This window comes from Ruegeria sp. BHSA118 (assembly GCF_059613405.1).
The window spans coordinates 13979-32911 of sequence record NZ_JBXWSM010000018.1; the positions used below are offsets into that span (position 1 = coordinate 13979).

General features: G+C 52.8%; 23 protein-coding genes. 6 read left to right on the top strand and 17 right to left on the bottom strand.

From position 1 onward, the window contains the following. Positions 1-103 precede the first annotated feature (103 nt). From repC to repA, 3 genes are all read right to left on the bottom strand, one after another. Positions 104-1216, bottom strand: a complete 1113-nt coding sequence (gene repC, locus AC2FNN_RS07730; protein ID WP_496757761.1) for a plasmid replication protein RepC — start codon at positions 1214-1216, stop codon at positions 104-106. A gap of 166 nt (positions 1217-1382) precedes the next feature. Continuing rightward, a complete protein-coding gene (gene repB, locus AC2FNN_RS07735) occupies positions 1383-2342 on the bottom strand; it encodes a plasmid partitioning protein RepB (protein WP_496757710.1) in 960 nt (319 codons plus the stop codon). Then, positions 2342-3517: a plasmid partitioning protein RepA gene (repA, locus tag AC2FNN_RS07740; RefSeq protein WP_496757712.1), complete on the bottom strand. Its 1176-nt coding sequence runs from the start codon at positions 3515-3517 to the stop codon at positions 2342-2344. Before repA ends, repB begins: the two co-directional genes overlap by 1 nt. A gap of 358 nt (positions 3518-3875) precedes the next feature. Here repA and AC2FNN_RS07745 point away from each other — a divergent pair, with 358 nt between their 5' ends. Further along, positions 3876-4187, top strand: coding sequence for a helix-turn-helix domain-containing protein (locus tag AC2FNN_RS07745; RefSeq protein WP_496757713.1), 312 nt, complete (start codon positions 3876-3878; stop codon positions 4185-4187). After that, on the top strand, positions 4187-5419 hold the full coding sequence (locus AC2FNN_RS07750; RefSeq protein ID WP_496757715.1) for a type II toxin-antitoxin system HipA family toxin: 1233 nt from the start codon (positions 4187-4189) through the stop codon (positions 5417-5419). The genes AC2FNN_RS07745 and AC2FNN_RS07750 overlap by 1 nt, the downstream gene beginning before the upstream one ends. A 118-nt stretch (positions 5420-5537) precedes the next feature. Here the strand turns inward: AC2FNN_RS07750 and AC2FNN_RS07755 are convergent, their stop codons facing one another. From AC2FNN_RS07755 to AC2FNN_RS07800, 10 genes are all read right to left on the bottom strand, one after another. After that, positions 5538-6083 carry an AAA family ATPase gene (locus AC2FNN_RS07755; RefSeq protein WP_496757716.1) on the bottom strand — a complete coding sequence of 182 codons (546 nt, stop codon included), beginning with the start codon at positions 6081-6083 and terminating at the stop codon, positions 5538-5540. A 168-nt stretch (positions 6084-6251) separates the two neighbouring features. Next, complete coding sequence (locus AC2FNN_RS07760; protein ID WP_496757717.1) at positions 6252-6629, bottom strand: DUF1428 domain-containing protein; 378 nt, start codon at positions 6627-6629, stop codon at positions 6252-6254. A 422-nt stretch (positions 6630-7051) separates the two neighbouring features. After that, positions 7052-7876: a VOC family protein gene (locus tag AC2FNN_RS07765; protein ID WP_496757719.1), complete on the bottom strand. Its 825-nt coding sequence runs from the start codon at positions 7874-7876 to the stop codon at positions 7052-7054. 173 nt (positions 7877-8049) lie between these two features. Next, complete coding sequence (locus AC2FNN_RS07770) at positions 8050-8415, bottom strand: VOC family protein (RefSeq protein ID WP_496757720.1); 366 nt, start codon at positions 8413-8415, stop codon at positions 8050-8052. Between the two features lie 149 nt (positions 8416-8564). Then, positions 8565-8690 (bottom strand): entericidin A/B family lipoprotein, encoded by a 126-nt coding sequence (locus tag AC2FNN_RS07775; RefSeq protein ID WP_171331873.1) that lies wholly within the window; start codon positions 8688-8690, stop codon positions 8565-8567. A gap of 10 nt (positions 8691-8700) precedes the next feature. Further along, the gene (locus AC2FNN_RS07780) at positions 8701-9186 is read right to left on the bottom strand and encodes a hypothetical protein (RefSeq protein ID WP_496757721.1); all 486 of its coding nucleotides are present in this window, start codon (positions 9184-9186) and stop codon (positions 8701-8703) included. Positions 9187-9463: 277 nt separating this feature from the next. Beyond that, positions 9464-9661, bottom strand: a complete 198-nt coding sequence (locus AC2FNN_RS07785; protein ID WP_480437187.1) for a CsbD family protein — start codon at positions 9659-9661, stop codon at positions 9464-9466. 238 nt (positions 9662-9899) lie between these two features. After that, positions 9900-10184 carry a sll1863 family stress response protein gene (locus tag AC2FNN_RS07790; protein ID WP_496757723.1) on the bottom strand — a complete coding sequence of 95 codons (285 nt, stop codon included), beginning with the start codon at positions 10182-10184 and terminating at the stop codon, positions 9900-9902. Between the two features lie 122 nt (positions 10185-10306). Then, the gene (locus AC2FNN_RS07795; protein WP_496757724.1) at positions 10307-11242 is read right to left on the bottom strand and encodes a mechanosensitive ion channel family protein; all 936 of its coding nucleotides are present in this window, start codon (positions 11240-11242) and stop codon (positions 10307-10309) included. A gap of 58 nt (positions 11243-11300) precedes the next feature. After that, positions 11301-12116 carry a response regulator gene (locus tag AC2FNN_RS07800; protein WP_496757725.1) on the bottom strand — a complete coding sequence of 272 codons (816 nt, stop codon included), beginning with the start codon at positions 12114-12116 and terminating at the stop codon, positions 11301-11303. 94 nt (positions 12117-12210) lie between these two features. Here AC2FNN_RS07800 and AC2FNN_RS07805 point away from each other — a divergent pair, with 94 nt between their 5' ends. Genes AC2FNN_RS07805 through AC2FNN_RS07820 form a run of 4 tightly spaced genes read left to right on the top strand, consistent with a single transcriptional unit; the run spans position 12211 to position 16178 of the window. Next, complete coding sequence (locus tag AC2FNN_RS07805) at positions 12211-12399, top strand: NepR family anti-sigma factor (RefSeq protein ID WP_496757726.1); 189 nt, start codon at positions 12211-12213, stop codon at positions 12397-12399. Next, complete coding sequence (locus AC2FNN_RS07810) at positions 12392-12937, top strand: RNA polymerase sigma factor (RefSeq protein WP_171331880.1); 546 nt, start codon at positions 12392-12394, stop codon at positions 12935-12937. Before AC2FNN_RS07805 ends, AC2FNN_RS07810 begins: the two co-directional genes overlap by 8 nt. 6 nt (positions 12938-12943) lie before the next feature. Continuing rightward, positions 12944-14704 carry a sensor histidine kinase gene (locus AC2FNN_RS07815; RefSeq protein ID WP_496757728.1) on the top strand — a complete coding sequence of 587 codons (1761 nt, stop codon included), beginning with the start codon at positions 12944-12946 and terminating at the stop codon, positions 14702-14704. Then, a complete protein-coding gene (locus AC2FNN_RS07820) occupies positions 14682-16178 on the top strand; it encodes a phospholipase D family protein (RefSeq protein ID WP_496757730.1) in 1497 nt (498 codons plus the stop codon). Before AC2FNN_RS07815 ends, AC2FNN_RS07820 begins: the two co-directional genes overlap by 23 nt. On the opposite strand, the gene AC2FNN_RS07825 is transcribed toward AC2FNN_RS07820, so the two are convergent. The 4 genes from AC2FNN_RS07825 to AC2FNN_RS07840 form a co-directional block, all read right to left on the bottom strand. Next, a complete protein-coding gene (locus AC2FNN_RS07825; RefSeq protein WP_496757732.1) occupies positions 16175-17197 on the bottom strand; it encodes an AI-2E family transporter in 1023 nt (340 codons plus the stop codon). The two genes, AC2FNN_RS07820 and AC2FNN_RS07825, sit on opposite strands and share 4 nt — an antisense overlap. A gap of 9 nt (positions 17198-17206) precedes the next feature. After that, the gene (locus AC2FNN_RS07830; RefSeq protein ID WP_496757733.1) at positions 17207-17821 is read right to left on the bottom strand and encodes a hypothetical protein; all 615 of its coding nucleotides are present in this window, start codon (positions 17819-17821) and stop codon (positions 17207-17209) included. A gap of 142 nt (positions 17822-17963) precedes the next feature. Continuing rightward, positions 17964-18362: a phage holin family protein gene (locus AC2FNN_RS07835; RefSeq protein WP_496757734.1), complete on the bottom strand. Its 399-nt coding sequence runs from the start codon at positions 18360-18362 to the stop codon at positions 17964-17966. After that, the gene (locus AC2FNN_RS07840; protein WP_496757735.1) at positions 18355-18864 is read right to left on the bottom strand and encodes a hypothetical protein; all 510 of its coding nucleotides are present in this window, start codon (positions 18862-18864) and stop codon (positions 18355-18357) included. Before AC2FNN_RS07840 ends, AC2FNN_RS07835 begins: the two co-directional genes overlap by 8 nt. Positions 18865-18933: the final 69 nt, after the last annotated feature.

Here is an 18933-nt window from a genome sequence, read left to right on the forward strand (position 1 = left end):
TTTTGAAATCCAATTCATAGTGACCACAAAAGCGCTTACAATTCGGATCGCATCAAGTTATCAGCCTCTAAAACGCCATACACCGTTGTTATTACGCTATTTTTCAAGTTGTCAGCTGACAATTTCCTGATTTCCTCTTGTTTTCCAAGGCTTTCAGCATTGGCATGCATGAAAATGTGCCGGCTTGCGCTTTTTGCGTCAGTTTGCGCAAGTAGGCGCCGGGGCTTCGAATGTCTTGCAGACGTTCAAGGATGCAGAGGACGGATGTTGCTGCGGCTACGGCTCCCATGCAGACTCGCGCTTCGTTGAAGACCGGAGGATCAATCCCAATCATGGGCGACAGTTTCTCAGCTACTGTTACTAAATCGGCCCAACCCGTGACGGATTTGGGATAGTAGTCCTGAAACTCTGTACACGTATTTAGAACGATATGGAGATTGCCGTTATCGTTTTTTTTGTCAGCCGGGATTTGCGGGCCAGATATCTCTTCTTCAGAGTCAAATTTAGATTCAGATGAATCCTGTATGTGCCGCTCATTTTGACTGTCAGGGGCGCTCAATTGGATAGTTCGCAATTCTGGCTGGTGGACTGCTTTGGCTGTGTTTTCCATTTCACGGGTCAAATCCTGCAGTGCTTGCTCCGAGGATTTGCGACGCAGGATCAGGCGGGCGTTTTCAATCAACGCGGCAAAGCGACTGTCATTCAGAGCAATCAGCTGTTGCCGCGCCAGAGCGATCCGATCACGCAGAGTTCTGATGCGTTCAGCACGGCGAGTGGCGTGTTCAGCGGTCAGGAAAATCTGATCGGCATGGCCGTTCAGCGGCGACAAGTCGAAGCCGAAAGCCAGTTCGACCCCCTGTCCCACTCTGCGGGCATAGCGTTTGCGGTTGGGGCTGTCGTGGCGGTTGACAAGACCCAGCTGAACGAGCCGTGCCAGATGGCGGCGCAGGGTGCTTTCGGGCATCCCGTTCAGGCGTTCAGACAGGGTGCGGTTCGCGGGAAACACAACCGCCCTGCCCGGCTCGATCGGAATGTCCCGATCCGGCAGAAATGTCAGCAAGGCTTTCAGTACGGTCAATGTACGATGAGAGATGTCGAAATCCGCTGATGCCGTGGTCAGTGCGGACAGCACTTCCCATTTGTCGACAGACGATGGAGCAAAGCTCATCCCTCGTCCAAAGTCACTTTGGGACGCGTGTTTCATATTTTTTTTCACGAAACACAAAAAATCCCTGCCCTGCGCAGCACGCAGAGTTGACAGGACCGATTCGGAGGGGCTATTTCAAAGGTGCTAAGATTGAAAAGGGCCTTCCGGGATCATCTGTCCTGGGGGGCTTTTTTGTGGTCTGCTCGTGCCTCCTGTGTTTGCTTCCTCTGTGGTCTTAGTCTTCCGTCCGTTTGTTTATCCAACGGTCGTGAAGTTCGGTAATCAGGGCCTCGGCATTGGTTTCGAACCAGGCGTCAAAGCCATCTGCGGTACGCGACGGAATGTTCAGGGTCACGCCGCGATTTGTCAGCCGGACATCGGCCAGTGCCTTACCTGTGGCGTCACGTAAGGTGCGCGGCTTGAACGCAGCCGGTTTGTTGGTGTTCGGTTTCTTCTGTACGTGTTTTAGAACCGCCTCAAACCGCTGATCCGAATCCAGATTCAGAAACTCCGGGCGGTTCATGTACGTGTTTGCGCGGCTGGTAGCGGCTTTGTCTTTCAGGGCATCGGCCAGCGTCATCCAGCGGTCGCGGCCAATTTTGGGCGCAGACCCGATCTGGCGTAGGAAGGGTAGGGGGAACGCCGTCCCGACCTTGAGCATGCGCGTCACCATTGGCTGGTCTATCGACAGTGCCGCCGCAATGGTTTCACGGTCGTAACCGGCCTCTTTTAGCTGCACCGAAAAACTGGCCTTTTCGATAAATGACAGATCTTGACGCGCGGTGTTTTCCTGCCCCTGCGCCAGAACCAACGCGTGGTCGTCCAGTTGCCGCACCATCGCCTTGACCGGCTGGCCAAGCTCCTTCAGCGCCATAAGTCGGCGGCGGCCATAGACGATCTCGAACCGGCCCGGTTCCTTGGCGTGGGGGCGCAGCAGGATTGGAACCTGTTGTCCGTAGATGCGCAGGCTTTCGACCAATTGTCGTTGTGCCTCGCTGTCCATCCCCAACCGGTCTTTCAGACCGGCGTCGTCGATCAGGGCGCAGTCGATCTCTTGTACCGCGTTTTCCTGCAGTTTCGATAAGGAAGACTGCAAAGCACCAACGGCTCCGCGCGGCATCATTCGAGGTTTTTCAGGTTTTGTCGTCCCGCCGGATTGGTTCTGATTGGTTTTCAATACACCTTTACGTGCCATCAGCGCCTCCATGCATGTTGAAGCAATGACTCGATTTCGTCATTGACAAGATTCAATGAGTCCACCGCACGATCATAGGTGCTGCGGTGAAACTGGCTGCGTTCGACCTCGTAGACCGTCTGCTGAGTCAGCCCGGCATCGGAAATCGCGGTGGATTTAAGCATTGGCGCAACCATGACCTCATTTCCGAACAACTGCCGCAGGAACGCGACAACCTGTTGCTGGGGGCCATCGCTGGGTTCATAGCGGTTGATCAGAAACCGCAGAAAGTCGAAATCCATCGGTGCACCGGCCTCGGCGACCACGTCCAGCAGCTCGGCACTCATTTGCAGGAACTGTGACATCGAGGCTATGTCCAGCATGTTTGGTACAACGGTGATCAGCACCCCGGTCGACGCGCACAGCGCGGACATGGTCAGATAGCCCAGTTGCGGCGGGCAATCGAAGATGATTACATCGTAATTGTCCTCAACCTCTTGCAGGGCTGTCGCCATTCGGGAAAAGAACGCGGGCTGAATGTTGTTCAGCAACGCTTGCGGTGTTTCGTGTTCGAATTCCTGCAGAATCAAACCGGCCGGGGCCAGATCAATGCCGGTGAAAAAGGTTTTCTGGATGATGTTGGAGAGGGGCAGGGGGTCTTCATACCGGATGGCGTCGTAGATCGTGCCAGATTGCAGAAAGTCGTATTCGGGACGATAGCCGAACAGAGTGGTTAAGGACGCCTGCGGATCGATATCAACGGCGAGCACCCGGTATCCTTTCAACGCCAGACGCTGCGCCGTGTGGACCGCGCTGGTGGTTTTGCCCGAGCCACCCTTGAAGTTCAAGAAAGACAGCACTTGCACTTTGTCACCCTGCTGGCGGCCCTTGATGTAAGTGCCGGTGGACTTGGCTGTCGATTCCAGTTCCTTGCGGATGGCCAGCAGGTCTTCGGCAGAGTAATGGCGGCGCCCACCGGGTGTGGTGTGTACGTCGGGAATGCGGTCGTCGAAATGCAGCTTGCGCAGAAAGCTGGGGGAAATGCCCAGCAGTGCGGCGGCTTCTCCGGCGCTGAACAGGCGCAGCTCTTTGCGCGCATCCGGTGCGAACACAGTCAACATGTGGCTTTCCAAAGCCGCAGCCAGGTTTTCAGCGTTCTCACGAACAAGCTGGTTGATGTGGATCGATTCAGCCACGTCTGCCCTCTTTCAGTAACGCTGTTTTTCGCCAACGCTGTTTTTATCGTTTTTTTACGCAAGAAGGGGGGGTTTTGGCAAGACTTTCTTCAAAACCAATATTTGGCGGTACCTGCTATATTTAGTACCCGAGCGGTGTTCAAAAGCAAAGGTCATCATAAATAACTGAAAACAAGAACAAAAATTCTATCTCACTTTGAACCGCCGAAAGCGCCAACTAAATACTGTGGTGAATGGTTTGATTGGATGTCCTGGACTCGGCGGTGCGTTGGAATGGCCGGCATCTCGCTATTCCATTTTTTTATAAAAAACACTATATTGATCTTTGGAGCATATTGGCAACGTAAAGAGTAATATTTTGATCCTTAACTTCGATCTCCCTACACCGAAGGCGACTCAGGACAGGATTCGTCTATCCGCACGCCGACTGCGGCTTGCGCAGAACATGACACAACAGGCCTTGGCCGACAAATCCGGCGTGCCGCTGTCGACGCTCAAGCGGTTTGAACAAAGCGGAGAGGTTTCACTGTCCGCCCTTTTGGCAATCGCCAGCGCGCTCGAGGCGCTGACGGAGTTCGACATCCTGTTTCCAAAGCCAGCGGCCGCAACGCTGGACGAACTGGGATCGGGCAGGGTTGACCGCAAGCGCGCAACAAAAAGGCGGAACTGATGGCGGATCGTCTGAATATCGAACTGGACTTTGGCGACCATCGCCGTTTGGTCGGTCAGGTCGCCTGGGTGAAGGATCAGCGCCGCGCGGCCATCGAATGGGCCCCTGACTTCGTCTCGGACCCGCAGCCGATTTCACCTTATGCGATCCGGTCCTTTCAGGGGCTGCATTTCGGTCAGCATACGCCGTTTGACGGCTTGCCGGGTGTCTTGGCGGATTCGCTGCCGGACGGCTGGGGCCGCTTGCTGATTGACCGCGAACTGGCGAGGCGGGGCAGGAGGGTTCATGATCTGACACCGATTGACCGTCTGGCCATCGTGGGTAAGCACGGCATGGGGGCACTCAGCTATCATCCTGAAGAAGAACTGGCCGAAAAAGACGATATCGATTTGGATTGGTTCGCCGACACCGTCAAACACATAGAACAGGACGTTTCGGTCGAAGATCTACGCCGGTTGCGTGCGGGCAGCGGTGGTTCTGCCGGGGCACGGCCAAAATTTGTGGCGCTGCTCAATCCCGAAACTGGCGTGCTGCGCGACCACCGAGGCCGGGCAGGGGGCGGGTTTAGCCACTATCTGATAAAGTTCCGGTCCGCGTCTGACCCGATCAGTGCGGCGCGCGAAGAGCAGGCCTATGCCGAAATGGCCCGCACCTCCGGGATCGACATGTCGGACACGCGGCTGCTGACGACAGGTTTGGGCGAGGACTTGTTCGCCACCCACCGCTTTGACCGCCCCGAGGGTCGGCGGCTGCATATGCACACGGTTGCTGGCATTCTGAACGCCGAATTTACCGCCCCAACCGTGGACTATGAAAATCTGCTGAGACTGACCCGGTTCATGACCAACCATCAGGGGGATGTGGAAGAGATGTTCCGGCGCATGGTGTTCAACGTTGTGACCCATAACCGGGACGACCACATCAAGAACCACGCGTTCCTGATGGATCATCGCGGAACATGGCGTCTGTCACCGGCCTATGATCTGAGTTTTTCGGACGGCCCCGGTGGAGAACACCATTTGAGCGTCAACGGAAACGGTCGAAATCCCGGCCAAGAGGACCTGATTATAGTGGGGCAGGGTGCAGGAATTAAAGAGCGACGCATCCACGAAATCATCGAACGGGTTCACCATGCCGCTCATCAATGGCTTGTTTTCGCAGGCGCAAGTGGCGTTCCAGAAGCTCGAAGCAGTGAAATAGAAAAAAGACTGAATTTGCTCAGCAAAAACTGATCAATTCGGTTTTTCGCCCTCGAATGATACCTGTCAGGCTGACAAGAGGCTGAGTTGCGGAGCTAATATTGCCAAGGGTCGGTTGGGCTATCAAATCAGTACCAAAGATGACCCGGTTTCAGCATTCTGAATAATCCGACATCCATGCTTCAATTTTCGCGGTTGTTTCTTCTACCGAGAGTTTGGTCGTATTGATTTGAAGAAAGTCATCCGTGCCCCTTCGAATTAGACTGCGATGATATCGGTTCGCGTTGAGTACAGAGCCGTCCATTGGCTTTCGTTTGCCCTGGCGCTCTGGTGATCTCAGGCGTCGTTCATTCTCTTCCGGGTCGCAATCCAGAATGACGCCAAGAAAAGGCCCATTTCGATCACGTGCGAGCCTGATTGTATCGTCCCAGATAGCGTTTCCCCATGCCGAGTCTTCGAACACCGCGTCTGTCGTTATTATCGGGGTTTCTTGTGGTAGAGAAAGAACATGCTCACGCGCGATATTCCGAAGATCCCATACACATTTCTGGAAAGCATCTGAACCCTTCTCCGTCAACGAGAATGCGAGATTGTAAAGTGAGTGAGCGTCAACCAAACGTGCGCCCAACCGTTCAGACAGTAAGCGACCTACAGAGAGTTTACCCACACCGGGGCGACCGTTAATAGCAATAAACACTTTTCCACGTTGGCTTATTTAGGTTCGCATTGCGAGGTATTCCCAGCGTAAGCCCCGTTACAATAGAGCCCACCCGTTTTCTGAGCAGTAAAACTAAAAAACGGCCAATTGTTCAAACCGTTCGGGCGACCGCATCATCGAAACCAACCTGACGGGGCATTCCTCTTGTCAAAGCTCAACGATTGGAGAAAACCCACCAAAGATCAGGCGTGTTCCGTCGAATGGCATCGGGTTTTTGACCGGGTCCATGCGGGGGTCGCTGGTTTCAGGGTTTTCCATCCAGTCCGTCATGGTTTTCATGGCTGCGTCACGGGTGGCCTTGTCTGGCCATTCGACCCATGAGAAGACAACTGTCTCATCCTCCTTGGCTTGCACAGCTCTACGAAAGTCAGTGACCTTGCCGTTGGGCACATCATCACCCCAGCATTCGATGACCCGTGATGCACCGAGGTCGGTGAACACAGTATCGGCCATATTGGCGTGATCGATGAATTTTTGTTTGTTTTCGCTCGGCACGGCGATGACGAACCCATCTACGTAACTCATCTTCTATCTCCTTTCGTTTGAATCGCGACTTTCCCAGCTCGGAGCTTTGAAATGTTGAACTTCTTCGCTGTCATTCTCACCGTGCAGGCGCTTTTGTGATCTCGGCGTCTGAATTTGTAGCCGAGCCTAGCAGCTGATTAGGTGAGAACTGGCAAGATCAGTCCTGATACCTGTCATCTGTAGCATTAGGCGTGACTGGTTCGACCGATTATAGCCATAAACGTTTACTGTGGAGCTACTTTCACATTGGTGAAGTTCCCGGAGATCCTCACTCAGCATGTCGATGAAGTTCGGGTTAAGTATTCTATAGACGCCCCAACAACGGCACCGAGAACAAACATCAAGGACGCGATAATCGTGCACAGATGGGGCAATCCGACTTAAAAACGCTCTTCACCTGCAACGCATACGCAAACCGAACTCTAACCGCTTCCGTTTTCTTGAGCTTCAAGGAGGTAAGAGTAGGTACCGTTCGTGTCGCGTATCAGTGCCATGTCATGTTTTTTAGACCTGCAATTCTGCTGCGCAACAATTTCGCCATTCATTTCGCGCACTTGATCCAGCGCGTCGAAGAGGTTCCCAACCCGAACGGTGGGAACCCACATTGGGCTCCAAGGATCGATCACTGTTGTATGATGCAAACCGACATTGGCATCAGCTCGCATAATCGAATGAGTTAAATTACCACGGCTGCTCTCAGTGTGGCGTTTCCAACCAAACAACTCATCGTAGAATTTGTTTGGGTAGTCATTGCTTTGCGATAGGTAGACCTCGGGACCGAATTGTTTGGCTGGCGCCGGAAAGGCGTGTGTGGAAAAGCAAATGCCAACGAACGCCCCATTGGGATCGCATAAAAGACAGTTGCGCCCGACACCTGGGACCTCGAAGGGAGGTTTCACAACTCTGCCGCAGAGACCGACACACCTTTCCGCGGCCCGGTCGACATCATCAACCTCGACATACGGAACCCAGCCACGTAGGTGCGGCATTTTGGGTTCCACGATCCCTGCACCTGCCTCATTGGACAATACGCTTAGGATATAGTCTCCCTCGCCTCCTCCCCATGCAAAGTTGGTTGCGTGTTCGACCAAGTGACTCCAGCCCGCGACTCTTTCGTAGAAGCTTTGGGACAAGTGTGCATCGGCTGTAAACAAGTCATGCCAAACAATCCGACCCGTCTTGTTTGAATTCATTGCAGTACCTCTCAGCATGAGTGCGAGGTATCGGTATTTGCGCTGTTTGGTCATTGATTTGAGTCAATGCTGTTCGAAACTTCAAAGGCATCCCGCTGGTCCAAAACTGTCATGCGGCATGGATCAAGCATTCTGAAAAATGGTCTGTGGATTAGTGCAACGCGCAGCATTGCCGCAAAGGTGCCACATGGGCTCTCAGCAACATGAAAACCGCGCCCAGCTGCCTGTCATGCCGGTTCCCAAAGTTCGATTGGATTGCCTTCAGGGTCGTTCAGCCATGCAAACTTTCCATTGGGATACGGAGAATCTGGATCAGGGCGCACTTCTATGTTTTCCGCTTCCAGCTGAGCGATGATCTTATCGAGATCGCGAACACGGAAGTTCAACATGAAAGGCCTTTCACGATTGCCAAAATACTCGGTGACCTTTTCGAACGGCGCGAAGACCGTCTCGCCGGCTTCTTGCACCCAGCAGGGCGTTTCATAGTCGTTGGGAACTGGGCTTATACCGAGGTGTTTGAAATACCAATCTGCCAGCGCGGCCGGATCCTCCGCTCTGAAGAAAAATCCGCCAAAGCCAAGTACTTTCTCCATTTTTTGTCTCCGCAACTTAATACCCTGATCACAAAATATACTGAATCGATGGACCACGGATATCTTTACTTGGGCTAAGCAGCGCATGATGCAAGAAAGCCCGGGGCGCAGCCCGGGCTTGTTTGTCTTAGTGGGACGCCGGCAAAAATTTACTGTGCTTCCTGTGCTTCTTCGCTGATCTGGTTTCCGGCGTTAGATACGTCTCGCCCGAACCCTTCAACTGTTTCACATGCCGTCAGTGTCAAAATTGCTATAAGTGCTGCCAGGTTTCGCATTGTTGTTCCCTCACTTCAGTTTTGAAGCGACGTTGTCAGCAAATGCCGCCACAACCGCCTGATAGAATACGTCGCTATCAACCGACACCTCATCAGAATTTGTTCCTTCAGGGTAGAAGACGCGTATCTGGTCAGTGGAGACGGTCAAAGTGTAGTTCTCGTCCTTGCTTGCGTCCGGCATGTCGAGGTCCACATCCCCCACCAGCGTCCATTCGCCAACACCGATCGCGGTTTCGAAGTTGTTCGCAAGTGTTACCTCGTCGAGATCGATCTCGATTTCAGCCCCTTCGACATCTTCCGGAGCGATTTGCGAGACGAGCCTTTCAGCGATTGCTGTTTCGAGGTCTGTTTCCAGGTTCTTCCACGCACTTGCGGCCTCGTATGTTTGAAGGGCAGACAAATCTGCTACCACGTCAATTTTTGAGACCTGCGTTTGAGCAGCAGCGGCGGTTGCCATCACAGAAATCAGTGCTGTGCTTTGGATCAAGTGTTTCATCGTCATTCTCCTTCGTTGCATTCTTTTCAAGAGCGCAGTTGAAGAACGTGTTCCAGGAGAATTGGTTCCGAAGAATTCTGCTATTCACGGGTTTCTGTTAAACAGTGTGCGGAAGCAGGCAAAGACCCCGCAAGATGTAGCAAGTCACTGCGGAAACGGTCGCTTTAGAGACATGATTGCAAGCAATAATCCACGACGACTGAAGTCTGAGGTTGGCCGATCAATTTCCACCAACTCATGCCAAAGTTGATATTTGGTGTACCGGGAAGATCGTTAGCTATTCTGATGACAGAAACTCGTCCACTTCCTTTTCGACATCGCCTCTGGACCTGCCATATTTTTGGTGAATAATCTCGACCAATTTTTCTCGTTTTCCCGCGATCTGATCAATTTCGTCATGCGATAGCTCAGCCCATTTGGCCTGAACTCGTCCTTTTAGGGTTTCCCACTGATCTTGGATATCATCCCAGCTCATAGTGTTTTCCTTTCTTTTCTACCAAACTGGACGCAGGTATTGATTGTTACTAAGCCCGTTGGATTTTGATGAGACCGTTTAAGGAACCACCTGCAGCGGGCAACAATGCTGTGCGGATGGGTATGAAAAGTGCGCAGAAAGCTGCGGTGTATCAGTCATCCAACTTGTTTTCTAAGTTTTGAGGACCTGCCAGATCGCAGGCGAACTTCACCCCGACTGTCTTATCGATTGATGATGATCAGGTGAGTTTATTTGCCGCCTTGCTAAGGGCGTTTTGCATGTCATCCCAGGCCGCCTCATATCCTTCGCGAATGTCGTCCCATGCTTCTTCGTCAGATTTCTGCAATTCTTCTAACTTAGCCTCTGCCTCGGCTCGTGCAGCGCACAACGCTATATGTTGTGTTTGAAGGGCTCTTTTTGCATCTTCCTCAGCTGTTTTTAGCTGTGCTTCGAGATGATCAATTTGAGCATTCCAAGTATCAATTTGCAGCTTCGCTTTCTTCTCGTACCCAACGCGCGTCATCTACTATCCTCTTGTCTGAATTGGAAACTGGCCTTTGGCGAGGGTGATCTGGGTGGTCCGATCAGTTTTGCGCCCAAACGACTGGGACCGCGTCTACCCGTTGCAGCGTCAGCCAGTCTCACTTACTCAGCCGCAATTTTATTTTGTATGTCAGGCGACGCATTCTCGACCATCAATGTGCGCGTCGGGAAGGGGATGTTGATGTCCGCCTCATCCAGGGCTTCTTTCACACGGCGTTTCATGTCCGCCTGATACTGAAAATACTCCGATGAGTTACACCAAACACGCACCAGAAAATCCACACTGCTTGCGCCCAGATTATTGACTTGGATAAAAGGCTCAGGCTCAGAGAGTGAACGTTCATCGGCCATGATCGTGTCGCGAATGACCTTCTCCGCATCTGCCAGGTTGACTCCGTATCCGACGCCAAACTCCCACTCAGCCCGACGTCTGTCGTATACGGAGTAGTTCTTGATCGTGTTTCCCCAGACTTCCGAATTCGGAACGATCACCTTCACGTTCCCCATATCGGCGATTTCTGTGTAATTCAGCGTGATGTCCTTAACCGTGCCGAGCACCCCGTCGACGTCCACGAAGTCACCAATCTTAAGCGGACGAAACAGAATGATCATTACTCCTGCCGCTACGTTTGACAGCGTGCCCTGGAGTGCCAAACCTATCGCCAGGCCGGCGGCACCGATTAGAGCAATAATCGAGGTTGTCTGAACGCCGAATGTGTTCAGAATGAACAGACCGGTGAAGGCCAGAATTGTATATCGGGCCAGATTGCCCAAAAAATTGAATAATGTGTCGTCCAGGTGTTCAGATTGTTCGCCAATTCCTCGGATCTTCCGGCGGATATACCCAGATACGGCGAGGCCCAGCATCAGGATGATGAGCGCTGCAATTGTATTGGCAACCAGCCCCAGAATGGCCTCGAGCGTGAGCAGGTCACTCAACGACTTACCGTCATAGAGCTCTGTGTCTAATATCTGGGTTAGTTGAGCCCACACTGTGTCTTTCACGGTTTCTGCTGTGTCAGCGATTTCATTCGCCATATTGAACCTCACCTTCTGCTGTTTGAATTTGCCATCAGTGCTGATCAGAACGCCATGCTCATACTTCGATCATCGCGCTGGACGCAAAGAACATTGCCTGACTGACGGCAGATTTCACCTGTTCTTCCGTGTATGGTTTTGAAATCAGGAAGGCTGGTTCGGGCCCCTTGCCGGTCAACAGACGCTCAGGAAACGCGGTGATAAAGATCACCGGACGATCGCCGTGCGTCTCAAGAATCCTGTTAACTGCGTCAATACCGCTGGATTTATCGGCCAACTGAATATCTGAGAGAACCAGGTCAAAATGTTCGCGTTCTGCCAGATCCAAAGCGGCTGACTCCGTGCGCGCGACGCCAACAACTCGATGACCCAGCTCAGCAACCATCGACTCAAGATCCATGGCGATAATCGCTTCATCTTCGATGATTAGAACACGGCCAGACATATGCTTGGCCATCTCGTCATATGCAATGTCGATAAGCTTGGAGGCTTCGGATGCCTCAATTTGCATAATCGTCGCAATGTCACTGACGGAAAATTCCTCAACCGTCCGGAGCAACAACGCTTCGCGTGTGTTTGGGGTCAACCGGGCCAGCTGGGCATGTGCACGGGTCAACAGATCGTCGCTGTTGCCGTTGGCTTCGAGAGCATTTCCGGACGTGGCCCAGATTCCATGAAATGTGCGAAAAAGTGCAACTCTCGGTGACAGATCACTGTTATATCGATCAGTGTCTGAAATTATGGCTTCCAGCGTTGCGGCAGCATATGCATCACCGCGGGATTGTGAACCGGTCAACGCTCGGGCATACCGGCGGAGAAAAGGCAAAACAGGGCCGATCTGATCCGCCACAGATACTCCGGACAGCTGCGTCATACTTTGTCATCCTTATTTTTTTCACTATCTTTGAAACCAAACGCATGCTCGTGCGTTATGGTTCCGAGAAAAGGAAAAATTTTTTGATGATGCCATGACAAATCCACAGCAATCGCGCCACGACCGGCGAGAAATAGAACAAAGAATAGACGAAAACCTCAAGCGAGCCTTCGATCAGCTTGCCAGTGAACCCGTTCCTGATCGGTTTGTTGATCTGCTCAGTCAACTGCGCGCCCAGGAGAGCGGCAAAAAAACCGCTGACGCAGGAGGCATAGATGACTGACCCGAGAGACGAACTTGTCGAACATATCGGTCCGATGCGTGCTTTTGCAATTAGTCTGTGCCGGAACGCAGCAACAGCAGATGATATTGTTCAGGACGCTCTGGTGAAAGCCTGGAGCAAGATTGACTCCTTTGAGGAAGGAACCAACATGCGTGCTTGGCTGTTCACGATCGTGCGCAACACGTACTTTTCTCTGCACCGGAAGCGGAAGCGTGAAGTTGAAGACGTGGATGGGGCAATGGCCGAAACGCTCGCGCAAAAACCCGAGCATGACGGTCGTCTTGCCTTCAAGGATTTTTCGGTGGCTTTTGACCAACTGAATGACGAACAACGCGAAGCTCTCATCCTGGTGGGCGCGCAAGGATTTTCTTACGAGGATGCGGCAGAAATGTGCGGGGTTGCTGTGGGTACGATTAAAAGCCGTGTCAACAGAGCGCGTGCACAGTTGGCAGAGTTGATGGGCCTGTCTGATAGCGAGCCAGTAGAGTTGACTGATGCCGTTACGGTCGCAATCGTACAAACGCAACCGGCGGCCTGATAGCCCATGGAAGCAGGGCGCCGCAGCCTGACCGTTTATCTGGCGTTGCTTGTGACGCTGGCGCTTCTACCGTTGGGTTTAATCGCTGTATATCAAACGCGCGCAGTGATCATAGAAGCAGATGAAAAATCGCGAAAATCGGTTCTGGCGCGAACCATCGAAGCCGCTAACCGGGAGCGCGAGCTTCTTCAGAGGGCCGTGGGTGTTGGTTCTGGTTTGTCTGCTTCGTTGGCTTCGGCATCGATTACGGATGCGAATTGCTCCGCAATGATGGAAAGGCTGATCGACAGTGAGCCCGAGTTTGTTTTTGCTGGGTTCATTCAGCCCGATGGTGTCATGTCGTGTTCAACAGCAGGTAGCATCATGGACCTCTCCGGGGCACCTGGTTTTTTGGAGATTTCAGCAAATCCCCAACTATCGTTTTCCGTGAATAGATCGGGCGCTGTTACCGGACAATCGGTAATCATCGTCACTCAGCCGGTCATAAGCCAATCAAATCTGATGGGTTTCGTGTCCATTTCAATCCCGCATGCGTTGGCTCGCACTCCATTGGAAGGCGACAGTTTCTCACATGAAGTGATCATTGCGCTTTTTGACGAGGGTGGAGACGTACTGTCTTCCAATATTGGTCTCGATTTGGTCAATGAGTATTTGCCGCAGAACAAACAGTCTTGGCTTCTGTTATCCAACTCGGGCAAGACCTTCTCGGCGCGGACAGCAGAGGGAGAAGATCGTGTTTTTGCTGTTGCGACAATCGTTCCAGACGAGGTCGCCGTGATCGGCAGCTGGCCTCGTGAAGCCGCCCTTGCCTCTGTTGGTTCTGGTGGAAAGGCGTTGACGGTTGCGTTTCCGATTTTGATGTGGGTGACAGGTTTGGGGGTGGCTCTTTGGGGGTTGCACCGGTTGGTGATCCGTCATCTCGACAGCCTGCGATCGGCGGTTCGCCGGTTTGCGTTGGGAGAGCGTGATCAAATTGAGAGTCTGAAAAATGCGCCGCAGGAGTTTGTGCAACTCCAAACCGCATTCAACAGAATGGTCGTTCTTGTCCGAGAGGCGGAAAACCAGCAGGAACAAGACCTTGTCGAGAAGACACTGCTGCTGCGGGAAGTCCACCACAGAGTTAAGAACAATCTTCAGCTCATAGCTTCGATCATGAACATGCATATGCGCAGTGCAGAGTCTGCCGAGGCCCGCCGCCTGTTGGGCCAACTTCAGCGGCGGGTTCGTGGCCTTGCGATGGTGCACCAAACCCTGAACCAGAACTCGAAGATGACGACTATAAACACTGAGACACTGGTTGGTCGTCTGGTTTCCGAGCTTGCGCACCGCCCACCAATCCTTGGTCAACCCGTCGAAGTGATCTGTGATATTCAACCAATTGAATTGGGCCAGGACCAAGCCGTCACTTTGTCGATGCTCGCAGCCGAAGCGTTGACCAACGCAATAAAGTACGTTGGTGTACCGGAAGAGGGCCCACCAATGATCTCTGCGGTGTTGAGAGCGACCACTGACGGAGCGATTGTCTTGAAGATTGCCAACAGCCGCGGACGCAGTGATGATGAAGAGTCCGCGTTTCATAGCGGCGGGATCGGTCAGAGGTTGATGCAGGCGTTTGTCAGCCAGCTTGACGGATCAGACCATGTCACTGAGACACCCTCTCAATACCTCTACGAGGTGACATTCGAGATTGCCGAGGTTGATGGTGCAAGCATACCAAAAAACCTGCCCAATGATGGAGACGGCGATGCCAGGGCAGCAGCAGAGTGACTTTCAAGTTCTGATCACAGCAGAGCAAGCCTGGCCTGCGTTTGAGCAAGCAGTTCTTGAGGCAAAGGAAGAGATAAAGGCAAGTTTCAGGATCTTTGATTTTGAGACTAAGCTCGTTGGCGCCGCGGCCCGAAACATCGGTGAAACATGGTTTGATTTGCTTGAATATGTTATCCGCAACGGCGTGTCATTTGAGCTGGTTCTGAGTGATTTCGATCCTGTATTTGCCACCGAACTCCATGAGCTGAGCTGGCGCTCAAAAAGGCAGGCGCAGAAGTTGGCCGAGACCCTGGGTCCGAATTTGGCTCAATCCTTGAATGTTCGTGTATCGATGCATCCCGCCAAAGCAGGGACATTACCTTGGGCGGCGCTATTACCTGCGGTTTTAAGAAAAAAGACGCAAAAAAAGCATCTGATCGAGCGAGCGCAATCGCAACGTGACACGGCAGGCAATGGCTCAGACAGTTTGCCTCAACTACACACGGTGTCTCATCACCAGAAAATTGCAGTGATCGATAGACAGGTCTGCTATCTCGGCGGGCTTGATCTGAACGCAAGGCGCTTTGACACACAAGATCATGACCGTTTGGCAAAGAATACTTGGTCCGACGTTCAAATACTGGTGCGCGGCCCTGAAGCGGAAGAAGTCGCACAGCATATTGATAGTTTCGAGAATGAGATTGCCACCGGTACTGCCCAGCCAAAAGGCAAATACCTGCGCCGAACCTTGTCCAGTCCTCGACGGTTTGGGTTTTGGAGATTGTCACCGAAGACAATTGCTCAAGAGATCGAAGATGAACACATCAACGCATTCAAAGACGCCAGAGATCTCATACATATCGAAACCCAATATTTCAGATCAACCCAGCTCGCAGAGGCTTTGGCGGAGGCTGGAAAGAATAATTCGAGTTTGAAGGTGGTGTTGGTATTACCTGCGTTGCCAGAAGAGGTGGCGTTCGGCAAACACACTGGTCTTGATGCACGCTACGGTCTGGACCTACAGGCAAAGTGCCTGAGCATCATTCAAGAGGGATTGGGAGACCGTGTGTCCCTTGCGACGCCAGTGCAACCCGCCTCAGCCAGCGGAGCACATGACGATATTGAAGTGCTCTCGGGATCTCCAATCATTCATGTGCACAATAAGGTGCTTGTTGTTGACGATACTTTCGCGCTTGTCGGGTCCGCTAATCTCAATGGGCGATCATTGCGTTGGGATACCGAGGCAGCTCTGCGTGTGACCGACATAGAACGCATCAACTTGCTGCGTCGAACCCTGGTTGACCATTGGTGGTTTGAAGGCTGTGCGCGATACAGTCTTGAGCCGGGCCAAATGTTCGAATGGTGGAGTCGCGAAGTTCAGGCGAATGGATTGCGTCGCCCTGAAGGGCGCTCAGGCTTCCTGGTGCCGCATGATCCGAAGGCAGGGAGCGAAATTCGACAGCCATTGCCAGGTGTGACCGAAGACATCGTTTAGCCATCCAGTGTGTTGCCGTTTCTCTCAATAGCCGGAGACATAACTTCTGGGTTAAGCAATACGCCAAACCACAGGAGAATGGGCAGAACAACGATCGCTCCAACCGGTCCCCAGAGCCACAATCCAAATACGATCGCGATAAAGACAACCAACGGGTTTACTTGCAGGCGTTGCCCAACAAATACCGGTGTTACGAATTGGGCCTCTGATACGTTGATTATCAAAAAGAGGAGCGGAGGTAAAAAAGCAGCCGCGCCTCCGAACTGTGTGAGGCCAGCGATCAGCAAACCTGTCATGATTACAAGTGGGCCGAGGTAGAGAATGAAGTTCAAAAGCCCGGCGGCCAATCCCCAGATCAACGGATCACTGATGCCGACTATCCCCAGGACCGCTGACGTCACAATCCCCAAGCCGATATTCACAAGCGTTACTGCCGCGAAATAGCGATATACAGCCTGGTCTGCCAAATAGAGGCGTGACTTGAATGCGCCGGCTGAGGCATAGAGCTCGCGCCGAGTTAACACGAAGAAGAAAAGTGTTCCAATGAATATCAGAATCTGAGACCCAAAATTCGGCGCCAACCACAGTGCATCCATGACGGAGGGCAGGGCGGTCTCGGTAGTAGCTTCCCCATCTGCCCCAACTGTTTCTTCTATTTCGCGCCCTATTGTTTCAATGCCTCGCATGAATTCCGACATCGCAGCGACCCACGATTGGAGCTCGCGCCGAATTGCCGGTAATTGCTCGACCAATGTCGAAAGCAACGGTTCCAGAAGAAGAAATGCTGCAACCACTATAGTGCACGTCAGGATCAGCAAGGCAGAAGCTGAAACGACCCGCGGACACCCCGCTCGTTCGAGCTTGTCTGCAAGCGGGGAGGCGACGACTCCGAGGACAAGAGCGAACGCAATCGGGGCAAGGATAGATTTAGCTAAATACAGGGATGAGATCACGGCAATCGCTGTGATGACTGCAATCATTACGCGCAATGCCGTGGTACTCAAAAATGATTGGGACACGACCGACCACTACCCTTGGTTGCGCAACGAAGTCGACGCTCGTGAGGCCGCGTCGTCCAATTTTTCGCTTGCCGCAGCATAAAGCTTGTCCATCTCTTCGGTCAGGGTATTCTGAGCTTTGCGCATCAGTTCGTCGCGCCGCGCCCCCAAAAGTTCATCTTCCTTGCGAGTGTTCGGCAGCAGGGCACCGACCAGCACTCCGACGCCCAGGGCGAGGGCTCCAGCAGCGATTGGTTGCTCATGAAGAAACGACTTGGATGCCTTGGCGGTTCGTTGCGCGCGCTTTTCAACGGCTCTTTGAGCCTCAATCGCAGCTTTGCGGGCGTGCAGGACACGCGAGCGCGCATTCGGGGACAATTTGTCCAACCCTCGGTCCAATGCAGCACTGAGGCGGTTGGCAGAAAAGTCTTGTTCCATCATTCCAGTCATCTCCGTCTTAATTTGCGCATCGGCGGCTTCAACACGTCGATCAAACTCTTCGGACATGTTTTGCGGTGCTTTGGTGCGAGGGTTGTTTTGCAGTGTTCGAACTGGTGTGCCGGGACCGGCCATCAAAAGTGCTAACCCTGCTCCAAACAACGTGAACGCCGCCGGATTCTTGCGGGCGGCAATCCAGACCTGCATACCGATCTCGCCGCCATACCCCTCCACAACCTCTTTTGCGGTTTGCGCCAGACGATCCGGAGCAAGTGTTTCGGTTAGACTATCGAGAGACGTTGCCAACGCATTTCGTTCGTACGCAATGTGATCTTCAAGTTCAGTCAGGTCAGTCATGAGCAGATTCCTTTATCGCATCGACATCAGACTTTAGATTTTGAAGTGTTTTGTCGGGAGATACCGTGGCCAGAGACAGGCGTGCTCTTGCCCAGACAGCGAAACAGCCAGCAATCAGAACCAAGCCCGCGGCAACCATCAGCGACGCAGATCCAACTGACATTCCCTCAGCGACAATTGCGGCAACCAAAGCAGTTGCCAAGAGATGGATTGCGACCAGAACTAATAGGGCGGCCAAAAAAAAGAAGACCAGCCCATATGCTGCCCGAGACAGGTTGAGCGAAAGCTCGGCCTTCGCCAATTTCAACTCACCCTGAATGAGACGGGACAGATGGCGCAAGGCAGTCGCCAACATGTTGGGGGCCTGACGCAGGTCGTGCTCTTTATGCATTGTAGCCCTCATTCATTTTCGCCAGAACTGTTGTGTGGCCTGACGTATCATCCAACGTGTTTCGTTGGGGTTGCTGCTGTGTCGCCCAGGGATCTGCTTCAAATTCTGCAGATGTCGTTTGGCGGGTGTTACGAGCGCCCAGAAACCGCGTTGCGGCAAAGCCAACCAACGCGGCCGAGCCAACAAACAGCAATGGATTTTGGCGGGCAAAATCGGACACCTTTCGGTTGACGGTGCGCAGGTCGGTGTTGCGAACCTGTGCTGCTATGTTTTCCATATTGTCGGCAATTTTCGACATCATTTGATGCTGGACCGAGCCGGCATCAAATGCCTCAGCAGCGGATTCAGCAGCCTGCGCCACGTTGTCTACTTCATTGGCGGCCCTATCCTGCAAGTCTTGAGCGCGAGCCGTAGCTTCAGATTCCACAACAGTCTTCGCTTTCTGCGCCAAGTCCTTCGCGTGTTTCTTCGCACTGCTTGAGTTACTGGGATGGTTTGCCATTGGTGAACTCCTTTCAACAGATCTCACATCACCAACGCGCGACCATTGTGATTGTTCCATTTGGGGCGA

What these genes read in the sequence shown, in the direction of transcription:
- AC2FNN_RS07750 (WP_496757715.1), top strand. Translation starts at nt 4,187, where the DNA reads ATGGCGGATCGTCTGAATATCGAACTGGACTTTGGCGACCATCGCCGT.
- AC2FNN_RS07760 (WP_496757717.1), bottom strand. Translation starts at nt 6,629, where the DNA reads ATGAGTTACGTAGATGGGTTCGTCATCGCCGTGCCGAGCGAAAACAAA.
- AC2FNN_RS07765 (WP_496757719.1), bottom strand. Translation starts at nt 7,876, where the DNA reads ATGACCAAACAGCGCAAATACCGATACCTCGCACTCATGCTGAGAGGT.
- AC2FNN_RS07835 (WP_496757734.1), bottom strand. Translation starts at nt 18,362, where the DNA reads ATGCATAAAGAGCACGACCTGCGTCAGGCCCCCAACATGTTGGCGACT.
- AC2FNN_RS07770 (WP_496757720.1), bottom strand. Translation starts at nt 8,415, where the DNA reads ATGGAGAAAGTACTTGGCTTTGGCGGATTTTTCTTCAGAGCGGAGGAT.
- AC2FNN_RS07810 (WP_171331880.1), top strand. Translation starts at nt 12,392, where the DNA reads ATGACTGACCCGAGAGACGAACTTGTCGAACATATCGGTCCGATGCGT.
- AC2FNN_RS07795 (WP_496757724.1), bottom strand. Translation starts at nt 11,242, where the DNA reads ATGGCGAATGAAATCGCTGACACAGCAGAAACCGTGAAAGACACAGTG.
- AC2FNN_RS07785 (WP_480437187.1), bottom strand. Translation starts at nt 9,661, where the DNA reads ATGAGCTGGGATGATATCCAAGATCAGTGGGAAACCCTAAAAGGACGA.
- AC2FNN_RS07805 (WP_496757726.1), top strand. Translation starts at nt 12,211, where the DNA reads ATGACAAATCCACAGCAATCGCGCCACGACCGGCGAGAAATAGAACAA.
- AC2FNN_RS07790 (WP_496757723.1), bottom strand. Translation starts at nt 10,184, where the DNA reads ATGACGCGCGTTGGGTACGAGAAGAAAGCGAAGCTGCAAATTGATACT.
- AC2FNN_RS07800 (WP_496757725.1), bottom strand. Translation starts at nt 12,116, where the DNA reads ATGACGCAGCTGTCCGGAGTATCTGTGGCGGATCAGATCGGCCCTGTT.
- AC2FNN_RS07815 (WP_496757728.1), top strand. Translation starts at nt 12,944, where the DNA reads ATGGAAGCAGGGCGCCGCAGCCTGACCGTTTATCTGGCGTTGCTTGTG.
- AC2FNN_RS07775 (WP_171331873.1), bottom strand. Translation starts at nt 8,690, where the DNA reads ATGCGAAACCTGGCAGCACTTATAGCAATTTTGACACTGACGGCATGT.
- AC2FNN_RS07820 (WP_496757730.1), top strand. Translation starts at nt 14,682, where the DNA reads ATGCCAGGGCAGCAGCAGAGTGACTTTCAAGTTCTGATCACAGCAGAG.
- repB (WP_496757710.1), bottom strand. Translation starts at nt 2,342, where the DNA reads ATGGCACGTAAAGGTGTATTGAAAACCAATCAGAACCAATCCGGCGGG.
- AC2FNN_RS07830 (WP_496757733.1), bottom strand. Translation starts at nt 17,821, where the DNA reads ATGCAGGTCTGGATTGCCGCCCGCAAGAATCCGGCGGCGTTCACGTTG.
- AC2FNN_RS07840 (WP_496757735.1), bottom strand. Translation starts at nt 18,864, where the DNA reads ATGGCAAACCATCCCAGTAACTCAAGCAGTGCGAAGAAACACGCGAAG.
- AC2FNN_RS07780 (WP_496757721.1), bottom strand. Translation starts at nt 9,186, where the DNA reads ATGAAACACTTGATCCAAAGCACAGCACTGATTTCTGTGATGGCAACC.